At 71.8% G+C, this 15,978-nt stretch carries 14 protein-coding genes; 9 read left to right on the forward strand and 5 right to left on the reverse strand.

The genetic code is table 11. The features are described from left to right. The first annotated feature begins 45 nt into the window (after positions 1-45). The 5 genes from ACFY1U_RS42365 (at position 46) to ACFY1U_RS42385 (ending at position 5,920) form a co-directional block, all read left to right on the forward strand. A complete protein-coding gene (locus ACFY1U_RS42365) occupies positions 46-723 on the forward strand; it encodes an AIM24 family protein (protein ID WP_390699412.1) in 678 nt (225 codons plus the stop codon). Positions 724-896: 173 nt separating this feature from the next. Beyond that, complete coding sequence (locus ACFY1U_RS42370) at positions 897-1,937, forward strand: tetratricopeptide repeat protein (protein WP_390699413.1); 1,041 nt, start codon at positions 897-899, stop codon at positions 1,935-1,937. Next, the gene (locus ACFY1U_RS42375; protein WP_390699414.1) at positions 1,934-2,971 is read left to right on the forward strand and encodes a polyprenyl synthetase family protein; all 1,038 of its coding nucleotides are present in this window, start codon (positions 1,934-1,936) and stop codon (positions 2,969-2,971) included. Before ACFY1U_RS42370 ends, ACFY1U_RS42375 begins: the two co-directional genes overlap by 4 nt. Positions 2,972-3,114: 143 nt before the next feature. Next, positions 3,115-4,074 carry a threonine/serine dehydratase gene (locus ACFY1U_RS42380; RefSeq protein WP_390699415.1) on the forward strand — a complete coding sequence of 320 codons (960 nt, stop codon included), beginning with the start codon at positions 3,115-3,117 and terminating at the stop codon, positions 4,072-4,074. 199 nt (positions 4,075-4,273) lie between these two features. Then, positions 4,274-5,920, forward strand: a complete 1,647-nt coding sequence (locus ACFY1U_RS42385; RefSeq protein ID WP_390699416.1) for a serine/threonine protein kinase — start codon at positions 4,274-4,276, stop codon at positions 5,918-5,920. On the opposite strand, the gene ACFY1U_RS42390 is transcribed toward ACFY1U_RS42385, so the two are convergent. Beyond that, positions 5,912-7,357: a serine hydrolase domain-containing protein gene (locus tag ACFY1U_RS42390; RefSeq protein WP_390699417.1), complete on the reverse strand. Its 1,446-nt coding sequence runs from the start codon at positions 7,355-7,357 to the stop codon at positions 5,912-5,914. The two genes, ACFY1U_RS42385 and ACFY1U_RS42390, sit on opposite strands and share 9 nt — an antisense overlap. 74 nt (positions 7,358-7,431) lie before the next feature. Here ACFY1U_RS42390 and ACFY1U_RS42395 point away from each other — a divergent pair, with 74 nt between their 5' ends. After that, positions 7,432-8,403 carry an LLM class F420-dependent oxidoreductase gene (locus ACFY1U_RS42395; RefSeq protein ID WP_390699418.1) on the forward strand — a complete coding sequence of 324 codons (972 nt, stop codon included), beginning with the start codon at positions 7,432-7,434 and terminating at the stop codon, positions 8,401-8,403. An 84-nt stretch (positions 8,404-8,487) separates the two neighbouring features. Next, the gene (locus ACFY1U_RS42400) at positions 8,488-9,504 is read left to right on the forward strand and encodes a hypothetical protein (RefSeq protein ID WP_390699419.1); all 1,017 of its coding nucleotides are present in this window, start codon (positions 8,488-8,490) and stop codon (positions 9,502-9,504) included. Positions 9,505-9,584: 80 nt separating this feature from the next. Here the strand turns inward: ACFY1U_RS42400 and ACFY1U_RS42405 are convergent, their stop codons facing one another. Next, positions 9,585-10,082 carry a DUF6328 family protein gene (locus ACFY1U_RS42405; RefSeq protein ID WP_390699420.1) on the reverse strand — a complete coding sequence of 166 codons (498 nt, stop codon included), beginning with the start codon at positions 10,080-10,082 and terminating at the stop codon, positions 9,585-9,587. 161 nt (positions 10,083-10,243) lie between these two features. Between ACFY1U_RS42405 and ACFY1U_RS42410 the strand changes: the two genes are divergently transcribed. Then, positions 10,244-10,588: a hypothetical protein gene (locus tag ACFY1U_RS42410; protein WP_390699421.1), complete on the forward strand. Its 345-nt coding sequence runs from the start codon at positions 10,244-10,246 to the stop codon at positions 10,586-10,588. 13 nt (positions 10,589-10,601) lie between these two features. Here the strand turns inward: ACFY1U_RS42410 and ACFY1U_RS42415 are convergent, their stop codons facing one another. Next, entirely contained in the window at positions 10,602-11,585 is a 984-nt protein-coding gene (locus ACFY1U_RS42415; RefSeq protein ID WP_390699422.1) for an aldo/keto reductase, read from the reverse strand. 190 nt (positions 11,586-11,775) lie between these two features. Between ACFY1U_RS42415 and ACFY1U_RS42420 the strand changes: the two genes are divergently transcribed. Next, a complete protein-coding gene (locus ACFY1U_RS42420; RefSeq protein ID WP_390699423.1) occupies positions 11,776-13,455 on the forward strand; it encodes a cholesterol oxidase substrate-binding domain-containing protein in 1,680 nt (559 codons plus the stop codon). 269 nt (positions 13,456-13,724) lie between these two features. Here ACFY1U_RS42420 and ACFY1U_RS42425 read toward each other — a convergent pair whose 3' ends face one another. After that, the gene (locus ACFY1U_RS42425; protein WP_390699424.1) at positions 13,725-14,327 is read right to left on the reverse strand and encodes a TetR family transcriptional regulator; all 603 of its coding nucleotides are present in this window, start codon (positions 14,325-14,327) and stop codon (positions 13,725-13,727) included. Continuing rightward, on the reverse strand, positions 14,324-15,802 hold the full coding sequence (locus ACFY1U_RS42430) for an MDR family MFS transporter (RefSeq protein ID WP_390699425.1): 1,479 nt from the start codon (positions 15,800-15,802) through the stop codon (positions 14,324-14,326). Before ACFY1U_RS42430 ends, ACFY1U_RS42425 begins: the two co-directional genes overlap by 4 nt. Positions 15,803-15,978 lie beyond the last annotated feature (176 nt).

A 15,978-nucleotide genomic window follows, 5' to 3' on the forward strand; every position in this document is an offset into this window, starting at 1 on the left:
CCCGCGATCTTGGCGGAACGCAATCCTCCGGGACAGGATGCCCGCATGAAGGGTTCTCTCTTTTCCAGCGAGCACATGGTCCAGCCGGCCACCGCGCCCGGCATGACGATCGAGAACGCCAAGTGCGTCAAATACGCGGTGAACGGCGAGATGCTCGCCCGCCAGGGCGCGATGGTCGCCTACCGCGGCAACCTCCAGTTCGAGCGCAAGGGCCAGGGCGTGGGCGGCATGCTCAAGCGCGCGGTCACCGGGGAGGGGCTGCCGCTGATGGCGGTGCGCGGGCAGGGCGAGGCCTGGTTCGCGCACGAGGCGCAGAACTGCTTCATCGTCGAGGTCGACCCCGGTGACGAGTTCACCGTCAACGGCCGCAACGTCCTGTGTTTCGACACCTCGTTGTCGTACCGGATCGCGACGGTGAAGGGCGCGGGCATCGCCGGCGGCGGCCTGTTCAACAGTGTCTTCACCGGCCAGGGCCGGCTGGGTCTGGTGTGCGAGGGCAATCCGCTGGTCATCCCGGTCTCGCCGCAGTTCCCTGTGTACGTCGACACGGACGCGGTGGTCGGCTGGACGACCGGTCTGCAGACCTCCCTGCACCGTTCGCAGTCCATCGGATCGATGCTGCGCGGCGGCAGCGGGGAGGCCGTGCAGTTGATGCTGCAGGGCGACGGATACGTGGTCGTACGGCCGAGCGAGGCGACGCCGCAGAAGGCCCAGCAGCACTGAGCCCCATGGAGTGATCTGCGCCTCAGGAGCAACCTCTCCGGCGCCGACGACGTCTTGATCCCCAACAGGTGACGCCCTGACTCACGGGTCAGGGCGCATTTTTCGACCTCTATACACACCATGTATACGCACAATGTATAGATGGGGTGTATACCGGCCACCGAAAGGGATCCATGTACGGCAAGGCATTCGCCCCGGAATACCAGGGCGCCCTGACCACCCTCTCCGTGAACTCCTCACTGACCGACGTACTGGCCGCCGGCACACGGGAGTTGAGAGCGGCCGAGCGAGCCGGGCGGCACGCGGAGGTGGCCCGCTCCGGCCTCGCGGTCGCCGAGGCGCACCGCCGGCTGGGACAGGTCGGGGACGCCGACCGGGCGTGGAAGGCCAGCTACCGCGCGGCCCGGGCGGCCGGGGACACGGCGGCGATGGCGTGGGCGCTGTGGAGCGGCGGCACCCTGGCCCGGCAGCGCGGCGCCTTCCCGCTGGCCTGGCGGCTGCTGGGCCTCGCGGCCGAACTCGGCGAACGCGGCGGCGACGTCGTCGTACGCGGCTACTCCCTCGCGGGACTCGCTGAGACCGGCCGCATCCAGGGCGACTACCAGGCCGTGCGCCGGCTGCACGAACAGCTGCTGGCGGAGGCCCGGCGGCGCGGCGAGGCGCGGCACACGGTGTGGGCTCTGGAGGGCATCGCGCAGATCCACCGCAACACGGGTGAGTACGACACCGCGTACGCGCTGTTCGAGGAGGCGGCCGGGATAGCCGCGCGCGCCGACGACCGGCGCGGGCACGCCTGGGCGCTGCGCGGCCTCGCCGACCTCGTGTCCGTGCGGGACGGGAACGTCGAGCGTGCGCTGACGCTGCTGTCCGAAGCGGAGACGACCTGCCGGACGATGAAGCTGTCCAGCGCGCTGGCCTACAACCACAAGATGCGCGGCAACGTCCTGTACCGGGCGGGGCGCTGGGCCGAGGCCCGGGACCTGTACGAGCAGGCTCTTGCGGAGTTCCGTGCGATGAGCGAGCCGCGCGGCCAGGCGCTGGCGCGGCTGGGGCTGGCCAAGTCCCTGGCCCGGCTGGGCCGCGACCGCGCCGAGACAGCTGCCGAACTCGCCGACCTGGCCGTCGAGTTGGAGCGGATCGGGCTGCGGCATGCGCGGGAGATGGTGGCGCGGGCGCAGCAGGAGTTCGGCGTGACTGCGGAGGTCGTACGGTGACGGCGCTTCCCTCGACCCTGCGGGCGCCGACCGAGGCACCCCAAGTCCTGCGCCGTTGCCGCGAGTTGGTACGCCCCGCGCTGGTGGAGGCCGTGGGGCGCATGCATCCGTGGGTGGGCGAGATGGCCGCCTATTCCTTCGGCTGGTGCGAGGTGGGCGGTGCGCCGACCGGCGGGTCCGGCGGGAAGGGCGTGCGGCAGGCGCTGGCCGTGCTCGGAGCCGAGGCTGCGGGCGCGGACGGGCGGGCCGGGGTGCCCGCGGCGGTCGCCGTGGAGCTGGTGCACACCTTCTCCCTCCTGCACGACGACATCATGGACGGCGACGCGGCCCGGCGCCGCCGCCCCACCGTGTGGAAGGCGTACGGCACCGGGCCGGCCGTCCTCGCGGGCGACGCGCTGTTCGCGCTGGCCGTGGAGACCCTCGCCGCGGCACCCGGCGGGCCGCAGGCGGTGCGGGTGCTGTCGGCGGCGCTGGGTGACCTGGTGCGCGGTCAGGCGGACGACCTGCTGTTCGCCACGCGCCCGTGGGCGGGGCCGCAGCGGGTGCGAGTGGAGGAGTACCGGGCGATGGCCGAGCACAAGACGGGCGCGCTGCTCGGCTGCGCCGCCTCGGTCGGTGCCCTGCTCGGCGGCGCGGCGCCTTCGGTGGTCGAGGCTCTCGACCGTGCCGGGCGGCACCTCGGGATCGCCTTCCAGGCCGTCGACGACGTCCTGGGCATCTGGGGCGACCCCGCGGTCACCGGGAAGCCCGTGCACGGCGATCTGCGGGAACACAAGAAGACGTTCCCGGTGCTGGCCGCACTCGGCTCCGGCGCCCCCGCGTCCCGTCGGCTCGCCGCGCTTCTGGACTCCGGCGGGGAGCCCGGGGAGGCGGCCGCGCTGATCGACACGCTGGGCGGCCGGACGGAGGCGCTGGCCGAGGCGCGAGCGCACATCGCCGCGGTGGAGGCGGCTCTGGCCGACGTGGCCCTGCCGGCACGGCCGGTGGAGGAGCTGCGGTCCTTGCTGGAGTATCTGATGCTGCGGGATCTCTGAGGCGCCGGCGGCGCCCGCTCGCGGTGCGCCGCCGGCCTTCGCCTGCCACGAGACGCCAAAGTGTTTGACCTACGCCGTCTCCGGCGGCAGGGTGCGAAGGGGTGCGGGCCCTCGTCTCCCCCGTACCGGGAAGGGTGACTGTCTTGATCGGGATCTCCGAGGTCGAATCCGCGGCCGAGCTCATCGCCGGGCACGTCGTGCGTACGCCGACGCTGCCGAGCCCGGGCCTGGCCGCCCTGCTCGGAGTCCCGGTCACCGTCAAGCTGGAACTGCTGCAGCGCACCGGTTCGTTCAAGGCGCGCGGGGCCATGGCGAAGCTGCTCTCGCTGAGTGCCGGTGAGCGGGCCGCCGGAGTCGTGGCGGTCAGCGGCGGCAACCACGGGATCGCCCTCGCGGTCATGGCAGCCGCCCTCGATGTGAAGGCCACGGTGGTCATGCCGCGCTCGGCACCCGCCCGCGCGGTCGAGATCGCCGAGGCCGCGGGAGCGTCGGTACGGCTGACGGATGCCATGGACGAGGCGTTCGCGCTGATGAAGCGGCTGCAGGAGGAAGGGCTGACGCTGGTCCATCCCTTCGACGACCCGGTGGTGGTCGCCGGGCAGGGCACCGTCGGCCTCGAGTTCGCCGCCGACGCGGGTGACGTCACCGATGTGCTCGTCAGCATCGGGGGCGGCGGACTGATCTCCGGCGTCGCGACGGCGCTGCGCGACCGCCGGCCCGAGGTGCGGATCTGGGGCGTGGAGACCGAGGGCGCCCAGGCCATGTCGGAGGCGCTGGCGGCCGGCGGCCCGGTGCCCGTCGCCCTGTCGTCCGTCGTGAGCACCCTCAGCGCCCCCTCCGTTTCGCAGCTGACCTACGACCATGTGTCCGCGCTGGTCCACGAGGTGCTCGTGGTTCCGGACCGGGAGGCGGTGCAGGGCACGCTCGACCTCGCCGACCATGCCAAGGTGTGGGCAGAACCCGCGGCCGGCTGTCTGCTGCCCGCGGCCCGGCAGGTCCTGGAGCGGGTCGGTGAGGGCGCACGGCTCGGACTGGTCGTGTGCGGGGGCAACGCGACGACCGGCGATGTCATGGGGTGGGCGGAACGCTTCGGAGTGCGCTGAGTTCGAGTCGTTTCCCGGTGAACGCACCCCACCGAATGGCTTTCTTGAAATCCGGTCGGGGTCAGGGGACTTCCGCGAATTGGGCGAACCGCTCATGAACAAATGGCCGCGGGCGCCGATGATTTGCGGATCCTTTGAACACACCCCGTCGTGCTCCCCGTACCTCTGTGAAAGCTGAGATGCAGGGGTACGACGAGGGATGGCCATGGTCAAGGCGCATGTCTTCACGCACGAGTTGGTCGCCGGAAGGTACCGGCTCGTCGATGTCGTCCACCAGGAGACGAACCGCATCTGCTGGTACGGCAAGGACGTCAACGTCGGGCGGGCCTATCTCCTCACCCAGATCGCGCTCCCGGTCGACCCGGACGCCGAGGCCGCGCCCCGTGCGACCGCCCGTGTCATCCGCATGTCCGAGACCATGGGGCTGATGTGCCCCGGCGCGGTCGCGACGGTCGTCGACGCCGTGGAGCAGGACGGCACGCTGTGGACCGTGACCGAATGGATCGACGGGACGCCCCTGAGCGAACTCGTCGCCCAGCAGGGCACGTTCAACTATGTGCGGGCGGCCCGTATCGGGCTGGAGCTGCTCGATGTGCTGGAGGCGGCGCACAGCGAGGGCATCACGCACGGCGAACTCAGCCCCGGCCAGGTCTATGTACAGGAAAGGGGTGGCGTCGTGGTCGCCGGCTTCGGTCTGGCCGGCGCGACCCTGGCCCCGAGGCTCTCCGCGCCGTCATACGCCTCCCCCGAGCAGGCCCGTGACGAGCGCATCGGGCCGGCGGCCGACCTGTGGGCGCTGGGCGCGATTCTCTACACGATGGTCGAGGGACGCCCTCCGTTCCGGGACCGGGACCGGCCCGAGGCCACCTTGAAGGGCGTGGACCGGCTTCCGCTGCGCACCCCGGTGCACGCCGGCCCCCTCACCCCGACCGTGCAGGGGCTGCTCCGCAAGAACTCCAGGGAGCGGTTGACCCGTTCTGTGGTGCGCGAGGCCCTCACCCGCGTCCTGACCGAGGACCCCGACACGCTCTCGGCCAACGTGGCGCGGCCCCGGCTGCGCGGTGTCTACACCGCCGCCTGCCATGCCGCCCCCGGCTGGAGCAGACGCACCATGGCCCTCGGGACCGCGCTGGCCGTCGTGACCGTGACGGCCGCCGTGCTGGCCGCCACCGATCAACTGCCGGGCACCGGCACGTCCTCGGCCGACACCGCGCCGAAGCCGTCGGTGTCCGCCACCGCGTCCGCCACGCCGCCGGACAGCCGCACCGACGGCAAGAGGTCCAGCCCGCCCGCGACACCCACGCCGACCGCATCACGGACGACCTCCGCGCCCTCGCCCTCGCCCTCCTCCCCCTCCTCCTCCGCGTCGGCCGGCGCGCTGCCGCCGGGTTTCCACCGCTACACCGCACCCGAGGGTTTCTCCGTCGCCCTCCCCAAGGACTGGAAACGGGTGCACACCTCGCGCGTCGGCGACCTCTCGACCCGCGTGACCTTCGGCGCGGACGGCGATCCCCGCACCCTGGCGATCACCTACAGCACCGTCGTGGGCCCCGACCCGGTCGCCGTCTGGCGCGACGACGTCGAACCCCAGCTGGAGAAGGACGGCGGCTTCCAGCGGATCGGCGAGATCAAGGCCACGACCTACCAGGGCCACAAGGCCGCCGACATGGAGTGGCTCTCCGATGCCGACGGCACGCGGGTGCGCACCTTCGGGCGCGGTTTCCTGCTCGGCGGCGGCCGTGGCTTCTCGCTGCGCTGGACGACTCCGGCCGCCGACTGGAACGACGCCGCGAACCGGCAGGCGCTGGACACCTTCCTGCGGACCTTCCGGGTGACGTCAGGCTGAGGTCCGGGACGCGCGCATCGCGCGCAGTGGGGGGCTGTGCAGCGGAGTGGTGTGCCAGCGCGCCGTGAAGGTGCGCTCCGGCAGCGAGCACGTCACGGTCAGCCGGTGCGGGGTCTCCAGGAACACGACGTCCACGGCGAGGGTGTCCGCGTCGGTCCATCCGCCGCTCACGGCGGTCGGCAGCGGCTCGCCGGTGACGGTCCAGTCGCCCTCCCCGACCCGCAGGCCGAGCTCGTGCCCGTCCTCGGTGAGGCGCAGGGTCCAGCCGTCCGCGCTCCTCGTCACCACGGCCCCCGTCAGCCTCGGCTGGTCCGCGCAGACACCGCCGTACGGCGTGAACTCGGCGCCCGCCCAGTCCTGCGTCCGCTCCCGCGGTGCGGGCTTTCCCGCGGCCAGGGGCAGCGCGAGCCGCGTCAGCCGCTCCCGCAGGGCCGTGTCCTCGTGTTCGCGCCCCGGCAGCGCTGCGGGGGCGAAGGCAGGCAGAAGGTGCCGCCAGACAAGATCGAGCAGCTGCTGCATCTGCTCGGTCGCCGCGGTGGTCGCGATCACGGCGTCGTGCTCGGGCAGCACCAGGCAGAACTGCCCGTACGCGCCGTCGCCGCGGTAGCCGTGCCGGGAGGTCCAGAACTGGAAGCCATAGCCCTGCTGCCAGTCGGACCGCGCTCCCGCGGCCGTACCGTCGCCGTTGGCGATGTGCGGGCGCGTGGCCTCGGCCACCCACCCCGCGGGCAGCAGGCGCCGCCCCTCCCACACCCCGTCCTGCAGATACAGCTGGCCGAGCCGGGCGATCGCGTCGGTGCTGGCGTGCAGCCCGCTGAAGCCCAGTTCGCGGCCGGTCCGGTCGCGCAGCCAGGCCGCCTCGCCCACTCCGAGCGGGTCCAGCAGCCGCGGGCGCAGGTACTCGGTCAGCGGCTGACCCGTGACACGCTGCACGATCGCGGAAAGGGTGTAGGTGGTGGGCTGGTTGTAGGCGAAGACGGTCCCCGGCTCCCGCTCGGGCGGCAGCAGCAGGAAGCCGCGCACCAGGTCCGCAGGGTCGGTGGCGAGCGCCCGGTCGAGGGTCTCGGCCTCGTGCCCGCTGGCCATCGACGCCACGTGCGGTACCAGCATCGCGCGGCTGCGCGGATCGGTGATGTCGGCGTCGAACTCGGGAAAGTACGAGATCACCGGGTCGTCGAAGCGCAGCAGGCCCTCACCGGCGGCGATCCCGGCGGCCGTCGCCGTGAAGCTCTTGCTGAGGGAGTACAGCAGCTGCGGTCGTTCCAGGGTGTACGGCGCCCACCAGCCTGAGGCCACGAGCCGGCCGTGCCGCATGATCATCAGGCTGTGCGGTTCGATGTCCGCAGCGGCTTCGAGGGCGTCGAGGAAGGCATGGACACCGGTGGAGTCGACACCTTGGGCGGCGGGGCTGCCGACGGGCAGCGGGCGAGCGCTCATGAGGGCATCCTCCCTGGTGATCGGCGCCCGATCGAGGGCTGTTTTCCGCTGCCCGTACCGGGGACTCGGCGGTCATGGTGCAAATCGGATACACGATGATGACCGAGCAGGCCGGCCCCCGTGACCTTGTCGACCATCTGGTGCGGGCCGAGGGCGCCGGCTACGACTTCTCCGTGACCTCGGACCACTACTTCCCCTGGCTGCGCTCGCAGGGGCACTCGCCGTACGCGTGGAGCGTGCTGGGCGCGGCGGCGCAGGCGACCTCGCGCATTCCGCTGATGACGTATGTGACGTGTCCGAGCGTCCGCTACCACCCGGCGGTGGTGGCGCAGAAGGCGGCCACGATGCAGTTGCTGTCCGAGGGCCGCTTCCGGCTGGGGCTGGGCTCCGGCGAGAACCTCAACGAGCATGTGGTGGGAGGTGGTTGGCCGTCCGTCGACGTGCGCCACGAGATGCTGGAGGAGGCGGTGGAGATCATCCGGGCGCTCTTCAAGGGCGGCCATGTCAACCACCGCGGCACGCACTTCGACGTGGAGTCGGCCCGGCTGTGGGACCTGCCGGACGAACCGCCGCCCATCGGAATCGCCGTCTCCGGCGAGCAGTCCTGCGCCCTCGCGGGCAGGCTCGCCGACCTGGTCATCGCCACCGAGCCCAAGGCGGGCCTGCTGACCGCGTTCGACCAGCACGGCGGTGCGGACAAGCCGCGCGTGGGCCAGCTGCCCGTCTGCTACGACCCGGACCGGGACACGGCGGTGAAGCGTGCGCACGCGCAGTTCCGCTGGTTCGGCAACGGCTGGAAGGTCAACTCCGAGTTGCCGCACCCGGATGCGTTCGAGTCGGCGACCCAGTTCGTCACCCATGACGACGTCGCGTCCGCGATCCCGTGCGGCGACAACCCGGACGACTTCGTCGAGGCCGTACGCCCGTACGCCGAGGCCGGCTTCGGGGAGGTCGCGCTGGTGCAGATCGGCGGCGAGTCCCAGCCGGCGTATCTGGACTGGGCGGAGAAGACGCTGCTGCCGACGCTGCGGGACGCGTTCGGCTGATCGCGAAAGTCCGGCGGACGGGTCCGGATAGGCTGCCGGTCTGCACTTCTGCAGTCCGACCAGCTTTGCACAGGAGAGTCGTCCGTGACCCTAGCGATCGTCCCGTCCGAGTCGTCCCCCGTCCCGCTGTCCGACCTCGTCGCGCGGGACGCGCGCGAGTTCGGGGTGTATGCGCGGACCGGAGGGTGGGCCTTCGGCCTGATGGTGGCGCGCAGCGTACGGCCCGGTGGGCAGGGCGCGGAGGAGACGCCGAAGGTGTCCGCGAAGGAGTTCGCGGAGCTGGCCGGGTGCTCCCCCGAGCGCGTCATGCGCTACTACAAGGCCTGGGACCGGGCGGCCGACGACGGCATGGTTCCGCACTTCGAGGCGCTGGCGCCGGGCCAGGAGGTGGAGCTGCCGGACGCGGACGTGTGGCTGAGCTACTACGTGTCCCGCAACAGCGCGACCTCCGAGCGCGGCACCGCCATCGCGGAGGCGGCCGAGGCGGAGGGCATCCGGCCGACGAAGGCGCTGGAGGTCGCCGAGAACCCCACCGCCCTGCGTGCCGCGATCCTCGCCGACCCCTCCACCGCCCGGGCGGCCCGCCAGGCACTGCTCGACCGGGTCCGTGAGGACCCGGAGCTGCAGGCCGAGCTGGCGCGGGACGTCGTGCGCACGGACGACCTGAAGAAGGCCGTGGCCACCGAGAGCCGGGCCGCCGACCGGATCGGCTATGTGCGGCAGATCGCCGAGTCGGGGCAGGTCAAGACGCCGGCGGGGCAGACCATCGAAGCGCCGGTCGACCTGCGCCAGGAGGCCGAGCGGCATCTGTCGCTCATCGACGAGCTCGAGGACCACGAGGACACCGGCGAGTGGGCCGGCGAGGCCTACGAGACCATGAAGTCCCTCGTCGCCGAAGCGGTGGAGGCCGATCCCGAACTGCGTGTGCAGGAGCGGCGGACGAAGTTCTACAGCAGTCTGCAGAAGGCCACGAAGGCGTTCGAGGAGCTGACGTTCGACGATGTGCAGGACTTCGTCGAGGACGACATGGTCCAGCGCCTGGAGGAGCTCCAGCAGGCCATCGTCATGTGCCTGAGCGCCTTGCGCGGCGACAAGGGCTGAGGATCCGGGCCCGGGCGGGGCTGAGTGGCCGCACTCATGCCTCGCCCACCCGCTCGACCGGCAGCCCGACGCAGTGGATGTCACTCCGTATCGCGGCGCCGGGCCCACAGCGGCACCCCGTACCAGCACAGCGCGTACCACGCGACCACGGCCGTGACGATCCAGGTCACGGACCCGTTGTGGGTGGCGACCCGCAGGATCAGCACCAGTGAGGAGGTCATGGTGGCGAGCAGGAGCGCCAGGCCGACGAAGGTCATCCGGGAGGCCCACTCGACGGCCTGCGGCTTGACCCGCCGCCCGGACACCAGGCGGTGCAGGGAGACGGGCCCGATCAGCGCGCCGGTCGCGGCGGCGCCGAGCACCACGGTCACGATGTAGATGGTCTTGTCGGTGTGTGTCAGCGAGTCGTACTTCTGCTGGAACACCACGGTGAGCAGGAAACCGAACAGGATCTGCACCCCGGTCTGGGCGACCCGGACCTCCTGGATCAGCTCACCCCACTTCCGGTCGGCTCTCTCCTCCTCGGTCTCGTGCCGCCCCCACTCGTTCACTTCTGCTCTGCTGTTTGTGGCCGGCAAGGTTCCTCCCGGCTCGATCGCCCCGGACGTCTGTCCTGCTCCGGGTTCCCTGTTCGCGCGGGATTGACCGGGCGGTGCGCAATCGGCCCCGGTTTGGGCGATCAACGGGCGGTTACACGGAGCGCATGGCGTACGACGACCACCCGAGGAGTCCGACGACCATGTCCGGCACCGAGCTCACGGTCACCGTCAGCGGCGGCACCGCCGCGGACGCACGCGCGGTTCTGCGGGTCCTGGAGCCCGCCTTCGGAATGCCGAAGGAGGAGCTTCCCGCCGACGACGAGGTCACCGTCCACACGGCGAGGTTCGAACACGATCCGGCAGGCCGCCCGTCCGAGGCCGCTCCCGCCGGCCGTCTGTCCGGGGCGGTGACCCTGACCGTGCAGGGCTCCCCGGTGGCGGTCGCGCAGGCGCGCGAGACGCTCACCCAGGCCTTCACCGCCCAGGACCAGGGCTCGGTCTCCGGCGACCAGGAGCAGGAGTGGCAGCTGCTCCTGGAGCCGTGAGCCGATGGCCGCGTTACCAGCGGGCTTCCACCTGGTCCTTGATCCGGCGGTCGTAGAGGTCGCGGATCGCGGTGAGTGTCTCGTCCGTGAGCGGCGGCAGCTTGGCGGCGGCCGCGTTGGCACGGGCCTGCTCGGGTGAGCGGGCGCCGGGGATCACGGTGGTCACGCCGGGCTGCTGCACGATCCAGCGCAGCGCGAGCTGGGCCGGGGTGTACCCCTCGGGTGCGAGCGCGGAGAACTCGGCGGCGGCCTCGACGCCCGTCGTGTAGTCGACGCCGGAGAAGGTCTCGCCGACGTCGAAGGCCTCGCCGTGCCGGTTGTAGGCGCGGTGGTCGTTCTCGGGGAAGACGGTGTCCTTGGTGTACTTGCCCGACAGCAGACCGGAGGCGAGCGGGACACGGGCGATGATGCCGACGCCGGCCTCCTGCGCGGCCGGGAGTACCTCGCGCAGCGGCTTCATGCGGAAGGCGTTGAGGATGATCTGGACGCTCGCCACGTTCGGCCGGGCGATCGCGGTCAGCGCCTCGGCGCAGGTCTCCACGCTGACTCCGTAGGCCGCGATGCGCTCCTCCTCGACCAGGGTGTCCAGGGCGTCGAACACCTCGTCCGTGGAGTACACGGGCGTGGGCGGGCAGTGCAGTTGTACGAGGTCGATGCGGTCGACCCCGAGGTTGCGCCGTGAACGGTCGTTCCAGGCACGGAAGTTGTCGAGGACGTAGTTCTCGGGGATCTGCTCGACGCGCCGGCCCATCTTCGTGGCGACCAGCACATGCAGGTCCGGCCTGCCGCTGAGGAACGCTGCGATGGTCTGCTCGCTGCGCCCGTCGCCGTACACGTCGGCGGTGTCGAAGAAGGTCACCCCCGACTCGGCCGCCGCCTCCAGCACCGCCAGGGCTTCCTTGTCGTCGACGTCTCCCCAGTCGGCGCCCAGTTGCCATGTGCCCAGACCGACGACGGATGCGTGCTGACCCGACCTACCGAATGTGCGCTCGTCCATGGCGTCAGTCTGTCATTCGTCACGCCTGTGCGCGGAACCGGCCACTCCGGAGCGCCACCTAGGAAACATTCACTCGGACGAGTGACGGTGTTGGACAGGAAGCCTGGATGTGTCAACGGCCCCCTAGCGTGAACCCGTGACTGATTGTTCAGCGAGCAACTTATCGTCCGGGCCGTCCGAGAACACGTCGTTGAGCCGTCGCGGCTTCCTGGCGGGCGCGGCGGCGCTGGCCGCCGTCCCCGTGCTGATCGCGGCCGATCCGGCGGTCGCCGCGCAGGAACTGCCGGACTTCCCGGCGGATGTCGCCCTGTACCGCTCGGCGTACCGCAACTGGGTCGGTGAGATCACCGCGGACGGGCTGTGGGCCTGCGCCCCGGCCGACGCGGATCAGGTGGTCGAGGTCGTCAACTGGGCCTGGCGGCACGGCTGGAGGGTACGCGCCCGGGGTTCCGCGCACGGCTGGTCGCCGCTGACGATCACCGAGGGCACCGCCTCGGACGCTCCCGTTCTCCTCGTGGACACCGCCTCTCATCTCACCGGCCTCGCCCTGAAGTCGGCGACCGCGGTACGTGCCGGCACCGGCGTCACGATGGAGGCCCTGCTCACCTACCTGGAGGAGCACGGCCTGGGGGTCACCGCCGCGCCCGCTCCCGGTGATCTCACCCTGGGCGGCGCGCTCGCCATCGACGCGCACGGCACGGCCGTACCGGCGCAGGGCGAGCAGCGACCGCCCGGGCACACCTACGGCTCGCTCAGCAATCTGGTGCTGTCACTGACGGCGGTCGTGTGGGACGAGAGCTCCGGCGCGTATGTGCTGCGGACGTACGAGCGCGACGAGGCGGACTCGGCCGCGCTGCTCACCCACCTGGGCCGGGCGCTGGTGACGGAGGTCGTGCTGCGGGTGGGCGCGAACGCCAATCTGCGGTGTGTGAGCCGTACGGACATCCCGGCCGCCGAACTCTTTGCGGCGCCCGGCACCGAGGGGCGCACTCTCGCGAGTTACCTCGAAACCTCGGGGCGGGTGGAGGCGATCTGGTTCGCCTTCACCGAGTTCCCGTGGTTCAAGGTGTGGAGCGTGGCGCCGACGCGGCCGCTCACCTCGCGGCATGTGACATCGCCGTACAACTATCCGTTCTCCGACAACGTCCCGACCGTGGTGGCGGACCTGGTCGGGCGGATGACCTCGGACGCGGCCTGGTATCTGGCCCCGGTGCTGGGCAAGGCGCAGTACGACGTGGCGGCGCTCGGGCTGGTGGCGACGCTCGCCGCCGACATCTGGGGGCCGTCCAAGAACACCCTGCTCTACATCAAGCCGACGACGCTGCGGGTGACCGCGAACGGCTACGCCGTACTCACCATGCGGGCCCAAGTTCAGCGCGTGGTAGCCGAGTTCACGTCCTTCTACCGCGAGCGGCTCGCCGCGTACGCTGCGCTGGGCCGCTTCCCGGTGAACGGTTCGGTGGAGATCCGGGTGACCGGCCTCGACGACCCGGCCGATGCCGGACTCGACGGTGCCCGCGCCCCGTTGCTGTCGGCGCTGCGGCAGAGCGACACGCACCCGGAGTGGGACACGGCGGTGTGGCTGGACGTTCTGACGCTGCCGGGCACGCCGTACGCGGAGGCCTTCCTGCGCGAGCTCGAGCAGTTCCTGCTGCGCACGTTCGACGGGGAGCACGCGCTCACCCGGGTCGAGTGGTCCAAGGGCTGGGCCTACACGGACGAGGCCGCCTGGAGCGACGAGCAGGTGCTGGGCACGACGGTGCCCGCGTCGCTGGGCGAGGCGGCCTGGGGGCAGGCGGCCGGCATCCTGGACCGCCTCGACCCGCACCGCGTCTTCGGCAACGGGTTCCTGGACCGGTTGCTGCGTTGAGCGGTGCCGTTGCGGGACACCCCTGAGTCGGCAGGAACAGGAGGCCGCACCCTGGGCGCGCTCGGGCCCCGTCCGCGCACCGGCGCCTGATCGTGCCGGGCCTTGGGGGCACCGAGGCGGCTCTCGGCGTCGGCGCCGACGGATGCGGTCGGTTTCGGTTCGCCGCCGGCGGCGGTGTCCGAGTTCGCCGGGCTCTTCCCGTGTGCCGGTCCTGTGGAGCAGCCGGTGGCCGGCCGTGCCCCGGCTCGGTGAGCCCGACCGCTTCGTGGCTACGGCCGCCGGGTTCCGCCCGGTGTGAGGTGCGCCTGGAGCGCGGGTGCGTAACGGTCCACGGTCTCCTCCAGTGCGGCGCCCCGCACATGAGTGCCGCGCGCGATGCCGTACATCACCCCCAGGCCCAGCAGGTGCGCGACGGCCAGCTCGGCGCGCAGGCCCGCTTCGGGGCCGTCGAGGCGTGCGGTGAGTCGGTCGGTGACCTGGGTGCGGAAGTTGGCCCGCAGGATGTCGCCCTGGGCGCCGTGCAGGGGCGCGAACACGATCCGCAGGAGCGGGTCGGCGCCCTGCTGCGACTGGCTGACCAGCACATGGCGGACCATGTGCCGGCCGAGCTCGTCCAGCGGAGCGTCGAGCAGGGCCTCGGCGTCGGTCTCGAAGGACATGACGCGGGCGAAGAGGGCGTCCTTGTTGCCGAAGTACTTCAGGATCAACGGCGCGCTGACACCGGCCCGTTCGGCGACCGCCTTGAGCGTGATGTCGGCGTGGGCGTGGCGGGCCAGCAGGTGGCGGGCCGCCTTGAGGATGGCCGCCTTCGTCGCCTCGGCGTCCCGGCGGGCGGGCGCGGAGGTGGCGGGGGGAGTGCTCACGGCACTCATGCTCCCTCCAGCGCCTCGTCACGGGGATCCTGGGTCCGCCCGCGGGCTCGGGGTGTCCCGCCCGTCGCGTCGCCCGGGATGGTCAGGGCCGCGGCGCCGGCCGTCAGGGCGACCGCGCCTGCGATGCCGAAGGCGAGCAGATAGCCGTGCAGGGTGGGCACGGGGGCTGAGCCCACCAGGCTGGTGTGGTGGACCAGTACGGCGGCGACGGCGGCGCTGGAGACGGCCTGGCCGATGGTGCGCATCAGGACGTTGACGCCGTTGGCGGAGGCGGTCTGCTCGGCCGGTACGGCACGCAGGATCAGGGTGGGCAGGGCCGAGTAGGCGAGGGTGGTGCCGGTCGACACCACCGTCGCGCCCAGGATGATCATCCAGAGGTCGCGGCTGTCGGCGATGCGCACCGCGTAGCCGCAGGCGATGACCGCGGCCCCGAGGGCGAGGGTGATGCGGGGGCCGCGGGCCGCGGAGATGCGGGCCGAGAGGGGGGAGAACAGCAGCATGGTGACGCCGCCGGGCAGCAGACACAGGCCGGTCTGCACGATCGACAGCCCGAGCCCGTACCCGGTGGCCTTGGGCGCCTGCACGAGCTGGGCGGTCACCAGGGAGTTGGCGTAGAAGGCGAACCCGGTGAACAGCGCCGCCACATGCGACAGGCCCACCCGCGGTCTGGACACCAGCCGCAGGTCGACCAGCGGGAGTTCGGTGCGCAGCTGCTGCCACCACCACAGGGCCAGTACGACGACGGCGCCGAGGAAGAGGCCGACGACACGCGCGCTCCCCCACCCCCACTGTCCGCCCTGCGAGACGCCCAGCAGCAGGCACACCAGTCCTGCGGCCAGACCCAGCGTGCCCGGTATGTCGAAGCGGCCGGGCTGCCGCACGGGCGACTCCTTCACCGCCCACCACACCCCCGTCACGCCGAGCGCGCCGAGGGCGCTGGTCAGCCAGAACATGGTGTGCCAGTCGGCGTACTGCACGACCAGCGCGGCCAGCGGCAGGCCCAGGGCGGCGCCGATGCCGACGGTGGAGCTCATCAGCGCCACCGCGGAGCCACGGCGCTCCGGCGGCAGCTCGTCGCGCAGGATGCTGATCGACAACGGCACCACGGAGGCGGCGGCGCCCTGCAGGGCGCGTGCGGCGATCAGGACGACGATGTCGGACGACAGGGCGCACATCACCGAGCCGACGGTCATCAGGACGAGCGCCGAGGTCAGCACCTTGCGCTTGCCGTACATGTCGCCGGCCCGGCCGAGCACCGGGGTGAGCACGGCACCGGACAGCAGGGTCGCCGTGACCATCCAGGAGACCGTGCCGGCCGAGGAGCCCGTCAGGCGCGGCAGATCGGGCAGGAGCGGTACGACGACGGTCTGCATGACGGCCATGAGGATGCCGCCGAACGCCAGCACCGGAATCGTGAGCCGGTCACGCAGGGCTCCCCTTCCGGCGGTGCGGGGTATCGGGCCTGGCTGGTCCATCGGCACTCCAGCGACGCTGCATCGAAAATACGGGTGAATGGCAATTCACCATAGCCGGTGAATTGCCATTCACCCAAGAGGGACGCCGGTCCGCGACGGCGGGTGCCCTTGGTCCGGTTACGGAGGCCGGGCGACCGGATCGCGTCAGCTTCCCGAGGTGAGGCAGGCCACTGACG

The organism is Streptomyces sp. NPDC001351 (assembly GCF_042896045.1).
Classification (GTDB): Bacteria; Actinomycetota; Actinomycetes; order Streptomycetales; family Streptomycetaceae; genus Streptomyces.

Bases quoted from the DNA above. Each gene is read 5' to 3' on its own strand.
- ACFY1U_RS42365 (WP_390699412.1), top strand. From the start codon at position 46: ATGAAGGGTTCTCTCTTTTCCAGCGAGCACATGGTCCAGCCGGCCACC.
- ACFY1U_RS42370 (WP_390699413.1), top strand. From the start codon at position 897: ATGTACGGCAAGGCATTCGCCCCGGAATACCAGGGCGCCCTGACCACC.
- ACFY1U_RS42385 (WP_390699416.1), top strand. From the start codon at position 4,274: ATGGCCATGGTCAAGGCGCATGTCTTCACGCACGAGTTGGTCGCCGGA.
- ACFY1U_RS42390 (WP_390699417.1), bottom strand. From the start codon at position 7,357: ATGAGCGCTCGCCCGCTGCCCGTCGGCAGCCCCGCCGCCCAAGGTGTC.
- ACFY1U_RS42395 (WP_390699418.1), top strand. From the start codon at position 7,432: ATGGTGCAAATCGGATACACGATGATGACCGAGCAGGCCGGCCCCCGT.
- ACFY1U_RS42410 (WP_390699421.1), top strand. From the start codon at position 10,244: ATGTCCGGCACCGAGCTCACGGTCACCGTCAGCGGCGGCACCGCCGCG.
- ACFY1U_RS42415 (WP_390699422.1), bottom strand. From the start codon at position 11,585: ATGGACGAGCGCACATTCGGTAGGTCGGGTCAGCACGCATCCGTCGTC.
- ACFY1U_RS42425 (WP_390699424.1), bottom strand. From the start codon at position 14,327: ATGAGTGCCGTGAGCACTCCCCCCGCCACCTCCGCGCCCGCCCGCCGG.
- ACFY1U_RS42430 (WP_390699425.1), bottom strand. From the start codon at position 15,802: ATGGACCAGCCAGGCCCGATACCCCGCACCGCCGGAAGGGGAGCCCTG.